We start from the raw sequence: 15,415 nt of genomic DNA, 5'->3' as shown, positions 1-15,415 counted from the left end.
TGACGGAGTGAGGTTAGCCTAGCCTTACCTCTACTCGTTTATCGGGATGTGTCCCGGTCGCACGTGCGTACGTCCGATGGGCACGATCAACGGCCGGTCGCCCACCGGGTCGTCGATCACCTGGGCGCGCAACCCGAAGGCCTCGTGCAGCAGTTCGGCGGTGACGACATCGTGCGGATGCCCCTGCGCCAGGATCGACCCCTCCCGCATCACGACGAGGTGGTCGCTGTAGCGCACGGCGAGGTTGAGGTCGTGGAGCACCATGACGACGGTGCAGCCCGACTCGTGCAGATCGTCGACCAGGTCGAGGACGTCGACCGCGTGCGCCAGGTCCAGATAGGTCGTCGGCTCGTCCAGGAGCAGCAGATCGGTGCCCTGAGCCAGCGTCATGGAGATCCACACGCGCTGCCGTTGACCGCCGGAGAGCGAGTCGACCGGGCGGTCGGCCAGGTCGGCCACGCCGGTCATGGCGAGCGCGCGCTCCACGACCTCGGCGTCGTCCGAGGACCACTGCCGCAGCCAGCTCTGGTGCGGGTGCCGGCCCCGGGCGACCAGGTCGGCCACCGTCAGCCCCTCCGGGGCGACCGGCGCCTGCGGGAGCAGGCCGAGCTTCTTGGCCACGTCCCGGGTCCGCAGCCTGCCGATGTCCTCGCCGTCCAGGACGACCGTCCCCTTGGTCGGCTTGAGCAGCCGTGACAGGGTCCGCAACAGGGTGGACTTCCCGCAGCCGTTGGGGCCGATGATCGTGGTGACGACCCCGGGCGGTATCGCCACGTCGAGGCCGTCGATGACGGTCCGGCCGCCGTAGCCGACCGTGACGCCTCGGGCTGCCAGCCGCGAGGCGTCGCCGACCGCGGCCTCGGTGACGGACTGTGCGACCACGGGTCCCCCCTTGCTTAGGTTCACCTGACTCTTGTACATCTACCGGAGGTTGGCCCGCACCAGCAGGTAGACGAGGAAGGGCCCGCCGATCGCGGCGGTGACCACGCCGACCGGGAGCGACACCGGCAGGACCGCCCGCGCGACGAGGTCCGAGCCGATCAGCAGCAGCGCGCCCACCAGGCCCGAGGCGAGCATCGGCGGTGTCGGGCAGCGCGCCAGCCGCATCGCCACCTGGGGGGCGACGAGCGCGACGAACGGGACCGGGCCCGCCGCGCTCACCGCCACACCGGCCAGCAGCACCGCGCACAGCAGCAGGACCGCCCGCACGGCCGCGTACCGCACCCCGAGGCCGGCGGCGACCTCGTCGCCGAAGTGCATCGGCTTGAACTGGAACGCCACGGCGGCCACGACGGCCAGCAGGACGAGCGTGCCCCACAGGGCCACCTCGACCTCGCCCCACGAGCGGTCGTCGAGCGAGCCGACCAGCCAGGCCTGTGCCTGGGCCACGTCCCTGATGTCGGCCGTGACGAGCAGCCAGGTGGTGATGGCCTCCATCACCGCGCTCACCGAGATGCCGATGAGAATGAGCCGGAAGCCGTCGATCCCGCGCCGCCAGGCCAGGAAGTACACCAGCAGCCCCGTGCCGAGACCGCCGGCGAGCGCCGCCGCCGACAGACCCACGGTCTCGGTCACGGCCGCGGCGGCCCCGCCCGACACCGTCACCAGGAACACCGCGACCGCGCTCGCGCCCGTGGTGATGCCCAGAACGTCCGGGCTGGCCAGGGGGTTGCGGGCGATGGACTGGGTGATCGCCCCGGACACCCCGAGCGCGATCCCCACGACGAGCCCGGCCAGGGCGCGCGGCATCCGCAGGTCCATGATGACGAACTCGTCGACCTGTTCGCCCCGCCCGAGGAGCGTGCGGATCACCTGCGGCAGGCCGATGGGGAAGTCCCCGACGCCGATGGACACGCAGAAGACCAGGAAGGCCGCCGCCGCCAGCAGCAGCGAGACCCCCACCAGCCAGGGCCGCCAGAAGAACGACACCCGGCCCAGCCGCACGCCCGGCGGCAGCGACGCCTTCACTTCGGTCACGTTCATGCGCTCCTGAACTTTCCGCGCCAGACGAGCACCGCGAAGAAGGGGGCACCGAGGAGCGCGACGACGACACCGGCGTCCAGCTCGCCCGGCCTGACCACCAGTCGGCCGATGATGTCGCAGACCAGCAGGACGACGGCGCCGAGCAGCCCGGCGCAGGGCACCAGCCAGCGGTAGTCGGGGCCGGTCAGGTAGCGGGCCACGTGGGCCACCATGAGACCGAGGAAGGCGATGGGGCCGCACGCGGCCGTCGCCGCCCCCGCCAGCAGCGTGATGGCGGTGATGCCGACGGTCCGGCTCAGCGCGATGTTCACGCCGAGCCCCCGCGCCACGTCGTCACCGAGGTTGAGCAGGTTGAGCGAGGGCAGCGTGGTCAGCCCCAGCACCACGCCGACGGCGATGAACCCGGTCACCGGCCAGATCACGTCGAAGCCGACGCCGGCCACGGAGCCCGCGTTCCAGAACCGCAGCGCGTTCAGCGAGGCCTGGTTCGACAGCGCGACGGCCGTGGTCATCGCCATCAGGAAGACCGTGATCCCCTGCCCGGCCAGGGCCAGCGTCAGCGGGTTGCCGGCGCCCCGGCCGATGCTCGCGAGACCGAACACCACCACACCGGCGACCGCCGCACCGAGGAAGGCGAACCAGACGTACTGGAACGGGTCGGAGAACCCGAAGACCGCGATCACCGACACCACGGCGAACGAGGCGCCGGTGTTCACGCCGAGCAGGCCGGTGTCGGCGATCGGGTTGCGGGTGAACCCCTGGATGAGCGCACCGCCGACCCCCAGGGCGATGCCCGCGACGATCGCGAGAACCGTACGGGGCACCCGTACGGTCTCCACGATGAGCCGGATCTCCGTGAGCCGCTGGTCGGACGTCGGGGCCCCGAAGAGCCCGTGCCAGACCTCGGCCGGACTCAGCGCCCGGGCGCCGACGGCGAGCGACAGCACCGCAACGGCCACGAGGACCGCCAGAAGGGTGCCCAGACCCATGACCCGTCGCCGACGGGTCTTCGCCGAGCCCCCGGGCGCGGGGCGCTCCATCACAGCAGTCGTGCCCATGTGGACGTACGTTATCCCTTGCGCCGGCGGTGAGTTGATCGAGCGCGGTGCTTACTGACGGGCCGTGCTGCCCGTGCCGTCGGCGAGCGTGCGGGCCTCGCCGGCGGCGGAAGCGGAGCCGCGTCCGAGGAGCGAGTCCAGGATCTCGCCCACCCTGATGGCCGTGTTGGACAGCAGGGACGAGGTGATGCCGTGCGTGTGCTCCGTGCCGCCCTGCAGGTAGATACCGCAGCGCAGGGCCGGGTCGGTCGCGATGCGCCAGTCGCGCTCGACGCGGACGCGGCCCTCCTCGTCGCGGACGCAGCGGTCGGCGACCTCGCCGAGCAGACCGGTCGGGTCGGCGGGGCTGTAGCCGGTGGCGAACACGACGACGTCGGCGTCGAGGTCGGTCTCCTCGCCGGTGACGAGGGACTTCACGGTCGCCAGGGCGCTGGTGGGGGTCTCCTTGACGGCGGTGAGGCGGGAGACGTTGAGGAAGCGCAGGCGTTCGGTGCCGAGGACCTTCTCCTGGTACGACTGCCGGTAGAGGTCGTCGATCAGGTCGATGTCCACCACGGAGTAGTTGGTGTTGCCGTGGTAGTCCATCAGACGGCGCTTGACGTCCTCGGGCGCCGCGAAGTACTCGTCGACGGCCTGGGGGTCGAAGATCCGGTTGGCGAAGCTGCTGTCGTCGGCGGGGCTGTAGCCGTAGCGGGAGAAGACGGCGCAGACCTCGGCCCCGGGGAAGCGGCGGTGCAGGTAGGCGACGTTCTCGGCGGCGCTCTGGCCGGCCCCCACGACGACGAACCGGGACGGCGAGGTGCCCTCCAACTCGTCGACACGTGCGAGGAGTTCGGAGTTGTGCCAGACGCGTTCGCCGCGCTCCACACCCTCGGGCATGAGGGGGCGCAGGCCGGTGCCGATGACGAGGTTGCGGGCCCGGTGGACCTCCAGGCCGCCGCCCGAGCGGACGGTCACCTCCAGGTGCTCCACGACGCCGTCCCGGGTCACGGGCGCGACCCCGACGACCTCGTGGCCGTAGGAGACCATGTCGTCGACCTGGGACGCGGCCCACTCGAAGTAGTCGTGGAACTCCACGCGCAGCGGGAACAGGTTCTTGTGGTTGATGAAGTCGATCAACCGGCCCTTGCTCTGCAGGTAGCAGAGGAAGCTGTACTCGCTGGCCGGGTTCCGCAGCGTCACCAGGTCCTTGAGGAAGGAGACCTGCATGGTGGCGTCGTCGATGAGCATGCCGCGGTGCCAGCCGAAGCGGGGCTGCTGCTCGAAGAAGTGAGCGGTGATCGCCTCCTGCCTGCCGACGCGGGTGTTGTGCTCGCGGAGCGCGATCGCCATGGCCACATTGGACGGCCCGAAGCCGATACCGATCAGGTCATGAACCGGTGATGCGTCATCAGGAAGAACCTGCGACATGTCACTCCCATCGTGCGGGGCAGCCGCGTGTCAGGTGTGGAGAGAACGAGAGATGGGCATGCAGACGGAGCAGCACCCCAAGGAACTTAGGTGAGCCTAAGCTAAACCCGGGAGGGTGTCGACAGGGCAAAACGGACGGCCGGACGTGCAGGGCCTCTCAACTGCGGCGGAACGCCCACCCGTTGCGGACTAAGGTAAGCCTTGCTTTACTGGCGTCGGCCAACACCTTGCTCTGAGGAGGAACCCCATGCGGGTCGTCATGTTCGGTTACCAGACCTGGGGGCACCGCACCCTGCAAGCCCTCCTGGAGTCCGAGCACGACGTGGTGCTGGTCGTGACCCACCCCAAGAGCGAGCACGCCTACGAGAAGATCTGGAGCGACTCCGTCGCGGACCTCGCCGAGGAGCACGGCGTCCCGGTGCTGATCCGCAACCGCCCGGACGACGACGAGCTGTTCGAGCGCCTCAAGGAGGCCGACCCGGACATCATCGTGGCCAACAACTGGCGTACGTGGATCCCCCCGCGCATCTTCGGCCTGCCGCGCCGGGGAACGCTGAACGTGCACGACTCGCTGCTGCCGAAGTACGCCGGGTTCTCCCCGCTGATCTGGGCGCTCATCAACGGCGAGCCCGAAGTGGGCGTCACCGCCCACATGATGAACGACGAGCTCGACGCCGGCGACATCGTCCGGCAGGAGGCCGTGCCGGTCGGCCCGACGGACACCGCGACCGACCTCTTCCACAAGACCGTCGACCTCATCGCCCCGGTCACCATCGGCGCGCTCGGCCTGATCGCCGCCGGGCAGACCGAGTTCACCAAGCAGGACCGCTCCCAGGCGTCCTTCTTCCACAAGCGCGCCGACGACGACAGCCGCATCGACTGGAGCTGGCCGGCCGAGGACCTGGAGCGCCTGGTGCGCGCCCAGTCCGAGCCGTACCCCAGCGCCTACACCTTCCACAAGGGCAAGCGGCTCGACGTCCTGGCCTCGTTCGTGTCCGAGGGCCGCTACGGCGGCACGCCCGGCCGCATCTTCTACCGCGAGGGCGAGGGCGTGGTGATCGTCGCCGGCGCCGACGCCCGGACGGGCCGCAACCACGGCCTGGCCATCACGCGCGTCCGCACCGAGGACGGCCGGGAGCTGCCCGCCGCCGAGTACTTCACCTCCATGGGCGGCTACCTCACCACCCGCCCCTGACGTGCCGGCCCCGGTACGGTCCCGGGGCCGGCCGGCATCGTCGCCGCGCGGCACGGGTCCGCGCGGCGACGGTCGCGTTCGACGCCCCTGAATCCTCCAAGTGACCTGTTTGCGGACGGCGTTCACAGGAAGGGCACAGCCGGGCTAACGTTCACGCATGACCCCGCCCAGCGTGCTGAACCTCAGCGCGTACCTGATGTACGCGACGGGAAAGGCCGCCCGCCGCACCCTGTCGGAGAAGCTCACCGCCCGAGGGCTGCGGCTGTGGCATCTGACCGTCCTGACCCTGGTCGCCGACCTCGGTCCGCAGCCCAAGGGCGTGCTGGCCGCCCGGCTGGACATGAACGCCAGCGACCTCGCGAAGATCGTGAAGGACCTGGCCGACGCGGGGCAGGTCACATGCGTCCGCAGCCTGGCCGACCGCCGCCGCGTCGATGTCCTCATCACCCCGGAGGGCAGACTCGCCCTCGACCATCTCAGCGCCGACATCGCGTCCGCGGACGACGACCTCCTGACGCCGCTGAGCGAGGCGGAACGGGAGCAACTCGCCTCCCTGCTGCGGCGCGTGCACGCCCACCACGAGGACACCGGTCCCTCGGCAGGCTTCCGGCCGGCGGCTCAGGCCCGCCAGCCGTAGCGCCGTTCGGGCCGGCCGGCGGCGCCGTAGCGCAGGGACACCTCCGCGCTGCCCGTGCCGTGGAAGTACTCCAGGTAGCGGCGGGCGCTGACCCGGGACACTCCGGTGAGGGCGGCGCACTCGGTCGCGGACAGCGTGCCGTCCGCAGCGCGCAGGGCCCGCTCCACGAGCCCTGCGGTCTCCACGCTCATGCCCTTGGGCAGGGTGGACGCCGGGGCGGGGGCGAAGGCACCGGCCAGGACCCGGTCCACGTCGGCCTGGCCGCGGACCACCGTGGTGAGCAGCCGGCCCCGCTGGGCGGCGTAGCGCTCCAGACGCAGGCGCAGATCCTCGAAGTCGAAGGGCTTGAGGAGGTAGTCGACCACACCGCGCCGGACCGCGCCGCGTACGGTGTCGGCCTCCGTCGCCGCACTGATGACCATGACGTCGCAGTCGTGGCCGGCGGTGCGCAGCCGGGGGATGACGTCGAGTCCGAAGAGGTCGGGCAGGTACAGGTCGAGCAGGATGAGATCGGGGCGCAGTTCGTCGGCCGCCTCGATGGCCTGTCCGCCCGTGTGGGCCGTACCGACGACGCGGAACGGCTCGACGCGTTCGACGAACGCGCGGTGGACCCTGGCCACCATGAAGTCGTCGTCGACCACGAGGACGTCGATCGCGTCCGCCTTGTCGCTTGCCGCGGTCATCGGGCCGCTCCTTCCGCCACCGTGCCCGGGAGGTGGCTGACGGTCATGCGTGCGGTGAACACGGCCCCCTCGGGGGTGTTGGCCACCGAGATCTCTCCCCCGTGCCGTTCGCAGACCAGCTTGGTCAGGGCCAGTCCGATGCCGCGCTCACCCTCCCGCGCGGCCTTGGTGGTGAAGCCGTGGGAGAAGACCTCGTGGGCCAGTTCGGGAGCCACGCCCGGCCCGGAGTCACGGACCGCGATCTCCACGCTGGAGGCGTCCTGCCGCAGCGCCACCTCCACCCAGGCGTCGTCGCGGGCGGCGGCTGCGTCGACGGCGTTGTCCACGAGGTTGCCCACCACGGTCGCCACGTCGGCGGCGTCCTCCGGGGCGAGGCGCTCCAGCGCGGTGTCGTCCGAGATCCGCAGGCTGACCTTCCGTTCCGCCGCCAGGGACGCCTTCGCCATCAGCAGCGCGGCCACCGCGGTGTCCCGGACACGGCGGCTGAGGGTGACGTCCAGGGACTGGCGGTGCCGGCTCAACGCGCGGATGTAGCTGACGACTTCGTCCTGCTCGCCGATCTGGATCAGCCCGGAGATGGTGTGCAGCTGGTTGGCGAACTCGTGCGCCTGCGCGCGCAGCAGCTCAGAGGAGCTGCGGAAGGAGCCGATCTCCCGCTCCAGCCGGGCCAGTTCGGTGCGGTCGCGCAGGGTGGTGACCGAGCCGAGGGACCGCCCGTCCTTGGTGACGGTCATCCGGTTCATCACCAGGACCCGGCCGTGGCGGACGACGACCTCGTCACGCTCGCCGGCGGCCGTGCCGGACAGCACGTCGCGCAGCCGCCCCTCGATGCCGAGGCCCGTGAGGCTCTGGCCGACGCAGTCCTCGGGCAGGTCGAGCAGGCGGCGTCCCATGTCGTTGACGAGGGTGAGCCGGTGCTGCGGGTCCAGGGCGATCACGCCCTCGGCGATCCCGTACAGCATCGCCTCCCGGTGTTCGGCGAGCCCGGCGATCTCACCCGGCTCCAGCCCGAGGGTCTGCCGTTTCACCCGCCGCGCCAGCAGCCAGGAGCCGGCCACTCCGAGTCCGCTGGCGATGCCCAGATAGGCGAGCAGGTAGGAGGAGGCACCGCTGAGCCGCTGCCACACCGTCGGATCGGCCTCGCCGATCATCACGGTGCCCAGGATCCGGCCCAGGTTCTCCTCGGTCGCTCCGAGGACGGGCACCTGGGCCGCCAGCTCGCGGTTGCCGTCCAGCGTCAGCTGCCCGGACCAGCCGCGCCCCCGGCCGGTGCCCGGGCCGAGCCGCATGCGCTCGCCGACGACCGTGGGATTCGTGGAGCTGACGATCCGCCCGGCCCCGTCGGCCACCGTCACCGACGTCACCCCCGCCTGCGCCTGCGTGGCGAGTACCAGCGGGGCGAGCGCCTCCCCCGGCGCGGGACGCACCAGCTGGCTGCGCACCAGGGGGTTGGCGGCCAGCTGCTCGGCGAGCGCGCTCACCCGGCGTCCCTCGACGCGGTTGAAGGTGGCCTGGGACTGGGCGAGGGAGACCGCGGCGACGGCCAGCAGCACCACCACGACGATGGCGAGCTGGAGCACCAGCATCTCGCCCGCGAGCGAGTGGCGGCGGAAGGTGGCGACCACGACGATCTCAATCTCCGATGCCGCCGCGATGGGGGCGGCTCATGTGCCGAGCCGCACCATCATGACGTCCACCAGCCGAAATCGAAAGGGAGCCGTCGCTACCCGGTGGGCTTGGGCCCGATCCCCCGCAGCTCCCTGATCGTGCCGCCGAGCTTGGCGCGGAAGGACTCCAGCAGCGCCGGCTTGGCACTGACCACCCAGCGCGTGCCGACGAGGTACTTCCCCCCGTAGACCCGCGCACTCTCCAGCCAGGTCTCCTTGAGCTTCTCCTCGGGGAAGGTGGTGATGAGGTAGTCGGCCTTCTTGGTGCGGCACAGCCCCTGGCGCAGCTCGTCGGCGTCGATGCGGATCTTCGCCTTGCAGCCGGTCAGCCCGGCGATCACCTCCACCTTGGCCGGGGCGACGACTCCGGCGTCGGGAGCGGCCGTCACACTCGGCGCCGCCTTGCCGCCGCCGGCGTCCTTGTCGCCGCCGCACGCTGTGACGAGGGGAAGCAGGGCCAGGACACCGGCCGCAGCGAGGGCGCCCGGCCGGTGGACGCGGGACGGGCTGCGGCGGGTGGATCGTACGGGCGGTTGCTGCTGGGACACGTCGCCTCTCCGGGTGCGGGCTGTCGGCGGGAGCACTGCACAGAAGTACGCACAGGTCCGGGCGGGTGTTCACGCTGCTAGGCGGCCGCCTCCACGGCTGCGCCCCGCGTGCCGCCGGCCGGTCCGGCGAACTGGGTGCGGTACAGCTCCGCGTAGCGCTGCCCCAGTGCCAGGAGTTCCTCGTGCGTGCCCCGTTCCACGATCCGGCCGGCCTCGACGACCAGGATCTGGTCCGCCGCGCGGACGGTGGACAGGCGGTGGGCGATCACGACGGCCGTGCGGCCTTCGAGGGCTTCGGTGAGGGCTTCCTGGACGGCCGCCTCGGAGGTGTTGTCGAGGTGCGCGGTGGCCTCGTCGAGGATGACGACGCGCTGGCGGGCCAGCAGCAGCCGGGCGATGGTCATGCGCTGGCGTTCGCCGCCGGAGAGGCGGTAGCCGCGCTCGCCGACCACGGTGTCCAGCCCGTCGGGCAGGGACCGTACGAGGTCGTCGAGCCGGGCCCGGCGCAGGGCGTCCCACAGCTCGTCCTCCGTGGCCTCCGGGCGGGCGAGCAGGAGGTTGGCGCGGACGGTGTCGTGGAAGAGGTGGCCGTCCTGGGTGACCATGCCGAGGGTCTGCCGCAGCGACCCGGCCGTGAGGTCGCGGACGTCGACGCCTCCGATGCGCACGGCCCCCTCGTCGGTGTCGTACAGCCGGGGCATCAGCTGTGCGATGGTCGACTTGCCCGCGCCGGAGGAGCCGACGAGCGCCACGGTCTGGCCGGGTTCGGCGCGGAAGGACAGGCCGTGCAGGACCTCGTCGCCGCCCCGTTTGTCCAGGGACGCGACCTCCTCCAGGGAGGCCAGGGAGACCTTGTCGGCGGCCGGGTAGCCGAAGCGGACCCGGTCGAACTCGACCGCCACGGGCCCGTCGGGCACCGGGCGCGCGTCCGGCTTCTCCTCGATGAGCGGCCGGAGGTCGAGCACCTCGAAGACCCGCTCGAAGCTGACCAGGGCGCTCATCACCTCGACGCGCGCCCCCGCGAGCGACGTCAGCGGCGCGTAGAGCCGGGTCAGGAGCAGCGCGAGCGAGACGACCGCGCCCGGTTCCAGGGCGCCGCGCAGGGCGAACCAGCCGCCGAGGCCGTAGACCAGGGCCAGGGCGAGGGCCGAGACGAGGGTGAGGGCGGTCATGAAGGCCGCCTGCGCGGTCGCCGTGCGGATCCCGATGTCCGCGACCCGGCGGGCCCGCTCGGCGAACTCCTGCGACTCCTCCTCCGGCCGCCCGAAGAGCTTGACCAGCGTGGCCCCGGGGGCGGAGAACCGTTCGGTCATGCGGGTGCCCATCGCCGCGTTCAGCGTCGCCGCCTCGCGCTGCATCCGGGCCATCCGGCTGCCCATGCGCCGGGCCGGGATCACGAACACCGGCAGCAGCACCAGCGCCAGCAGGGTGATCTGCCAGGACAGCGTGAGCATCACCGCGAGGGTCAGCAGCAGGGTGACGAGGTTGCTCACCACTCCGGAGAGGGTGTTGCTGAACGCGCGCTGGGCTCCGATGACGTCGTTGTTGAGCCGGGAGACCAGGGCGCCCGTACGAGTACGTGTGAAGAACGCGACCGGCATGCGCTGCACATGGTCGAAGACGGCGGTCCGCAGATCCAGGATGAGATGCTCCCCGAGCATCGCCGACAGCCTGCGGCCGAGGACGCCGAGCGCCGCCTCCACCACCGCGATCAGCGCGATGAGCAGGGCGAGACGTACGACGGTGCCCTCGTCGCCGTGCGACACGATCGTGTCCACGACCGACCCGGCCAGCACGGGGGTCGCCACGGCCAGCAGGGCGGTGCCCACCCCGAGCAGGACGAAGAGGGCGATGCGGCGCCGGTGCGGGCGGGCGAACGCGCCGATGCGGCGCAGGGTCGCCAGGGCGAAGGGGCGGTGCTCCCGTTCGGCGTTCATGACGTTGTGCAGCTGTGTCCACGCTGTGGTCTCCATGCTCATGGCAGCGACCGTAGAACCTCAAGCAATGTTGAGGTCAAGGAGCTCGCGTTCGGGCCCCGACATCCCGCACAATCAGCCCGATCCCCCTCTTCCCCGTCCCTTCGCGCAAAGGCCCCGATGACGCTCCCCACGCAGCCGCTTCCCGCGCGCAATCCCCAGTCCCCGCTCCCGCAACCCGCAGTTGGCCCGTCGTGGTCAGGCTCTGGGGATGTGACAGCGGTACAACTCCCCGACCTCCGCCCGGAACGACTCCCCCGTCGCGTCCCGGTGCGCCGCCTGCGGCAGATCCTGTGCCTGCTCCCGCTCCTGCTCGTCACCGTCGTCGCCGTGCAGCACCGGTCGGTGCTGGCCGCGGGTTTCGCGCATCTGCGCACCGCCGAGTGGCCCTGGCTGCTGGCCGCGGCCGGAGCGACCTGTCTGACCTGGGTCGCCGCCTCCTGCACCCGGCAGGGCGCGGTGGTCGAACGGCTGCCCCGACGGCGGCTGCTGGCCACGCAGTTCGCGGCGGGAGCGGCCAACCACCTGCTGCCGACCGGTCTCGGCGCGAGCGCGGTCAACCTGCGGTTCATGACAGTGTGCGGGCTGCCGCTCGCCCGCTCCTCGGCCGCTCTCGGCCTGTACCTGCTGGCCGAGAGCATCGGCCGGGTGGCGCTGCTGGGTGCCCTGCTCATCGCGTTCCCCGACGCGCTGAGCCTCGGCACCCTGGTGCCGGAGACGGCGTTCGGCCCCCTGCTGGCCGGCGTCGCGGTGGTGGTCGTGATCGCCGCGGCCGTGCTGGTCCTCGTCCGCAGGCTGCGCTCGGCCCTGGTGTCCTTCCTGCGGACGGCGCTCGGCGAGGCGCGTTCGGTGCACACCCGCCCGGCCCGGGCGCTGGCGCTGTGGGGCGGGTCCTTCGCGTTCCCGGCGCTGCAGGCGTCGGTGCTGGTGCTGACCGGGCGGGCGCTGGGGCTGGACATCCCGCCCGCGCACATGGCGGTGGCCTACCTGGCGGCGACGGTCGCCGTCGCGCTGGTGCCCACGCCGGGCGGGATCGGCTCGGTGGAGGCGGCGCTGGTCGTGGCGCTGGTGGCGGCGGGCGGCCCGGCCGCGGTGGCCACCGCCGTGGTCCTGGCCTTCCGGGTCATCACCGTCTGGCTGCCGCTGGTGCCGGGCGCGCTGACGCTGGCGGCGCTGGTGCGGCTGAAGGTGATCTGACCCGGGGGCGCACCGGCGCGGTCACGCGGCAGGAGCGCGCGTGACAGCGCGTCATGTGCACTAACTCACCCTCCCCCGCCCCCCGTCCGCGGTTCGGAACCCCGTGCGGGATGCGGCAGGATGAACGATCGTGCCGACCGCGGGTCAGGGTGGTCGGGCACCTTCGAGCATCCCGGAGAACGAGCAGGTGACGACGTGACGCGATTTCACATCCGGCCGTTGACGACGGCGTTGGCCGTGGTTTCCCGCCCCGGAGGTGACCGGTGAACCGGGACCTCACCGTGGACGACCTAGTGTTCGCCGGCATCGCCCTCGCCTCGGGCCTGCTGGCGGCGTTCGCGCTGCGGATCCTGCTGCGCTGGCTGGGCGGGCACGCCGACCGCACCCGCTGGACCGGCGACGACGTGATCGTGCACGCGCTGCGGGCCGTGGTCCCCTGGGCCGCGGTCGTGGGCGGCGCGGCGGGCGCGGCGGCCGTGCTGCCGCTGACCCGCACGGTGCAGCACACCACCAACCAGGTGCTCACCGTGCTGCTCATCTTCGTGGCCACGGTGTCGGTGGCCCGGGTGGTGACCGGACTGGTGCGCACGGTCACCCAGTCCCGCTCCGGGGTCGCCGGATCGGCCACGATCTTCGTCAACATCACCCGGATCCTGGTCCTGGCGATCGGCTTCCTGGTGGTGCTCCAGACGCTGGGCATCTCCATAGCCCCGCTGCTCACCGCTCTGGGTGTCGGTGGTCTGGCGGTCGCGCTGGCGCTCCAGGACACCCTCGCCAACCTCTTCGCGGGCATTCACATCCTCGCCTCCAAGACCGTCCAGCCCGGTGACTACATCAAGCTCAGCAGCGGCGAGGAAGGCTACGTCGAGGACATCAACTGGCGGCAGACGACCATCCGCAATCTGTCCAACAACCTCATCGTGCTCCCCAACGGTCAGCTCGCGCAGGCGAACATGACCAACTTCATGCGCCCCGAGGAGCAGCTGACCATCCTGGTCCAGGTCGGGGTGGCCTACGACAGCGATCTGGAGCACGTGGAGCGGGTGACCAACGAGGTCATCGCCGAGACGATGACCGAGGTCGAGGGCGCCGTGCCGGACCACGAGCCGATCATCCGGTTCCACACCTTCGGCGACTCCCGGATCGGCTTCACCGTCATCCTGGGCGTCGGCGAGTTCAGCGACCAGTACCGGATCAAGCACGAGTTCATCAAGCGCCTGCACAAGCGCTACCGCGCGGAGGGCATCCGTATCCCCGCCCCGGCCCGGACGGTGGCGCTGCAGCAGGGCTCGGTCGGCATCCCGCAGCAGCGGACCGGCGAGATCGAGCCGGGCGGGCTGAGTCCCGCCCGGTTCGACTGAGGCGCTCCGGCCCTTACAGCGTCGCGGAGTTCTCGTGGTGACGGCTGTCCCTCCGGTCGCGCGGTGCCGAGAGGGACGCCTTCGCCGGCGTCACGGTCCAGTCCGGGTGGCCCGGCATCCGAGGCGTCTTCGTGCCGTACAGCCAGTCCCGCAGGAAGCCGGTCAGATCCTGGCCGGAGACCTCCGAGGCGACGGCGATGTAGTCCTCCGTGGAGGCCGAGGAGTCGCGGTACCGCTCCAGGAACGTGCGCTCCAGGGCTGTGAAGGCCGCCTCGCCGACCTGCTGGCGCAGCGCGTAGAGCACGAGCACGCCGCCCAGGTAGCGCTGGCTGTCGAACAGGTTGGCCGCGTTGGGTGCGGCGACCGGCCCGGAGGTCTGGCGCCACTGGTCGCCGAAGGCGTAGGTGTCCTTCATCCGGGCTTCCATGGTGGTCATGCCCTTGGAGTCGGGCCAGCCGCGCTCGTAGCGGTACAGCAGGCCGTAGAAGTCGGCGTGGCCCTCGTTCAGCCACAGGTCGGCCCAGGTGGCGGGGCTGACGCTGTTGCCGAAGTAGGAGTGGACCAGCTCGTGCATCATGTGCGAGCCGATCTTGCTCTCCTCCTGGAGGAGGTAGTTCGGCTTGTAGATCGTGAGCGTCTGGGTCTCCAGACCCGTGAAGTCGAAGGCGTCCGGGGCGTCGTTGTTGCAGGGCAGCAGGCCGTACGTCTCGAAGGGGTACGCGCCGAGCCGCTGCTCGACCCAGGACACCAGCGCCGGGGTGAGCGCCAGGGCCGGCTCCAGGGCGGTGGCCCGGGCCACGGGGACGACGTCCCGCAGCGGCAGGCCGTGCGGGCCCTGCCGGTCCTTGATCACATAGTCGCCGACGGTGATCTGCACCACCTCGGTGGCGATCGGCGAGCGGGAGCGGTACGTGTACGCGGTCCGGTCGCCGGACAGCTGCTCGGTGCGCACCAGTGTGCCGCTGGCGACGCCCCGCAGTCCGGCGGGAACGGTGAGGCGGAAGGTGAAGTCGGCCTTGTCGGAGGGGTGGTCGTTGCAGGGGAAGACGGTGTGCGCCAGGTCCGGCTGGCAGCACACCGCGAATCCGTCCGGGGTGGCCACCCAGCCGCCGGCGGGCGGCGGGGTCCGGCGCGGGTCGGCGCCGTAGGTCACGCACACCGTGGCCCGGGTCTTCGCCGGGAGCTTGCGTGCGGGGGTGACCCGCAGCTTCTCGGCCACCTGCTCGAAGGCGGCCGTGCGGCCGTCGACCCGGACGGAGCGTATGTCCAGGCCACGTGCGTCCAGGGAGAGGCGGCTGAGGGCCTGGGTGGTGCGGATGGTCAGGGTCGCGGTGGCCTCGACGAGCTTGGTCGTGGCGTCGTACACGAAGTCGAGGTGGTACGCCGAGACCCGGTATCCGTCATTGCCGAGGGCGGGGTAGACGGGGTCGCCGAGGGTCTCGGGGCCCGGGGCGGCGCCGGTCCGGCCGGCCGCCTGAGCAGGGATCCCCGTGGTCAGTGCCGCCGCCGTGCCGAGAAGGGCAACCGCCGGGGCCGTCACTCTGGTGCGATATCTCATGGTCCGCTTTCGCTCGGACGGCCGGGTGGTCAGATCCGGCCGTGGCTTGGAGTGAGTGATCTCTCTCCCAGACACGGGAACAGGGCGATCGGTTGCACGAAACTGGTCGTGGACCCCTGTCGAGCCGAGGCCGGTCACGAGA

At 71.5% G+C, this 15,415-nt stretch carries 13 protein-coding genes; 4 read left to right on the top strand and 9 right to left on the bottom strand.

All coding sequences use genetic code 11. The features are described 5' to 3' along the window. Positions 1-30: 30 nt before the first annotated feature. The 4 genes from RFN52_RS35195 to RFN52_RS35180 are packed head-to-tail and all read right to left on the bottom strand — an operon-like array spanning position 31 to position 4,451. Entirely contained in the window at positions 31-882 is an 852-nt protein-coding gene (locus RFN52_RS35195) for an ABC transporter ATP-binding protein (protein ID WP_184852592.1), read from the bottom strand. A 39-nt stretch (positions 883-921) separates the two neighbouring features. Continuing rightward, a complete protein-coding gene (locus RFN52_RS35190) occupies positions 922-1,983 on the bottom strand; it encodes a FecCD family ABC transporter permease (RefSeq protein WP_184852589.1) in 1,062 nt (353 codons plus the stop codon). Next, the gene (locus tag RFN52_RS35185; RefSeq protein WP_184852586.1) at positions 1,980-3,041 is read right to left on the bottom strand and encodes a FecCD family ABC transporter permease; all 1,062 of its coding nucleotides are present in this window, start codon (positions 3,039-3,041) and stop codon (positions 1,980-1,982) included. The genes RFN52_RS35190 and RFN52_RS35185 overlap by 4 nt, the downstream gene beginning before the upstream one ends. A 51-nt stretch (positions 3,042-3,092) precedes the next feature. Then, entirely contained in the window at positions 3,093-4,451 is a 1,359-nt protein-coding gene (locus RFN52_RS35180) for a lysine N(6)-hydroxylase/L-ornithine N(5)-oxygenase family protein (protein ID WP_184852583.1), read from the bottom strand. A 247-nt stretch (positions 4,452-4,698) separates the two neighbouring features. On the opposite strand from RFN52_RS35180, the gene RFN52_RS35175 reads away from it, so the two are divergent. Next, complete coding sequence (locus tag RFN52_RS35175) at positions 4,699-5,646, top strand: methionyl-tRNA formyltransferase (RefSeq protein ID WP_184852580.1); 948 nt, start codon at positions 4,699-4,701, stop codon at positions 5,644-5,646. Between the two features lie 157 nt (positions 5,647-5,803). Next, the gene (locus tag RFN52_RS35170) at positions 5,804-6,283 is read left to right on the top strand and encodes a MarR family winged helix-turn-helix transcriptional regulator (RefSeq protein ID WP_184852577.1); all 480 of its coding nucleotides are present in this window, start codon (positions 5,804-5,806) and stop codon (positions 6,281-6,283) included. Here RFN52_RS35170 and RFN52_RS35165 read toward each other — a convergent pair. The 4 genes from RFN52_RS35165 to RFN52_RS35150 all read right to left on the bottom strand — a co-directional run bounded on the left by RFN52_RS35165 (position 6,265) and on the right by RFN52_RS35150 (position 11,154). Beyond that, positions 6,265-6,966: a response regulator gene (locus RFN52_RS35165; RefSeq protein WP_184852575.1), complete on the bottom strand. Its 702-nt coding sequence runs from the start codon at positions 6,964-6,966 to the stop codon at positions 6,265-6,267. The genes RFN52_RS35170 and RFN52_RS35165 overlap by 19 nt on opposite strands. Beyond that, positions 6,963-8,591: a sensor histidine kinase gene (locus tag RFN52_RS35160; RefSeq protein WP_184852572.1), complete on the bottom strand. Its 1,629-nt coding sequence runs from the start codon at positions 8,589-8,591 to the stop codon at positions 6,963-6,965. The genes RFN52_RS35165 and RFN52_RS35160 overlap by 4 nt, the downstream gene beginning before the upstream one ends. 98 nt (positions 8,592-8,689) lie before the next feature. Beyond that, the gene (locus RFN52_RS35155) at positions 8,690-9,181 is read right to left on the bottom strand and encodes a hypothetical protein (protein WP_184852569.1); all 492 of its coding nucleotides are present in this window, start codon (positions 9,179-9,181) and stop codon (positions 8,690-8,692) included. A 77-nt stretch (positions 9,182-9,258) separates the two neighbouring features. After that, on the bottom strand, positions 9,259-11,154 hold the full coding sequence (locus RFN52_RS35150) for an ABC transporter ATP-binding protein (protein WP_184854150.1): 1,896 nt from the start codon (positions 11,152-11,154) through the stop codon (positions 9,259-9,261). Between the two features lie 300 nt (positions 11,155-11,454). Here RFN52_RS35150 and RFN52_RS35145 point away from each other — a divergent pair, with 300 nt between their 5' ends. Then, positions 11,455-12,354: a lysylphosphatidylglycerol synthase transmembrane domain-containing protein gene (locus RFN52_RS35145; RefSeq protein WP_229856137.1), complete on the top strand. Its 900-nt coding sequence runs from the start codon at positions 11,455-11,457 to the stop codon at positions 12,352-12,354. A gap of 263 nt (positions 12,355-12,617) precedes the next feature. Beyond that, the gene (locus RFN52_RS35140) at positions 12,618-13,715 is read left to right on the top strand and encodes a mechanosensitive ion channel family protein (protein WP_184852564.1); all 1,098 of its coding nucleotides are present in this window, start codon (positions 12,618-12,620) and stop codon (positions 13,713-13,715) included. 13 nt (positions 13,716-13,728) lie between these two features. Here the strand turns inward: RFN52_RS35140 and RFN52_RS35135 are convergent, their stop codons facing one another. Further along, entirely contained in the window at positions 13,729-15,273 is a 1,545-nt protein-coding gene (locus RFN52_RS35135) for a M1 family metallopeptidase (RefSeq protein WP_184852562.1), read from the bottom strand. Positions 15,274-15,415: the final 142 nt, after the last annotated feature.

This window comes from Streptomyces collinus, assembly GCF_031348265.1.
Taxonomy (GTDB): Bacteria; Actinomycetota; Actinomycetes; order Streptomycetales; family Streptomycetaceae; genus Streptomyces; species Streptomyces collinus.
This window is presented reverse-complemented; position numbering and strand designations above follow the sequence as displayed.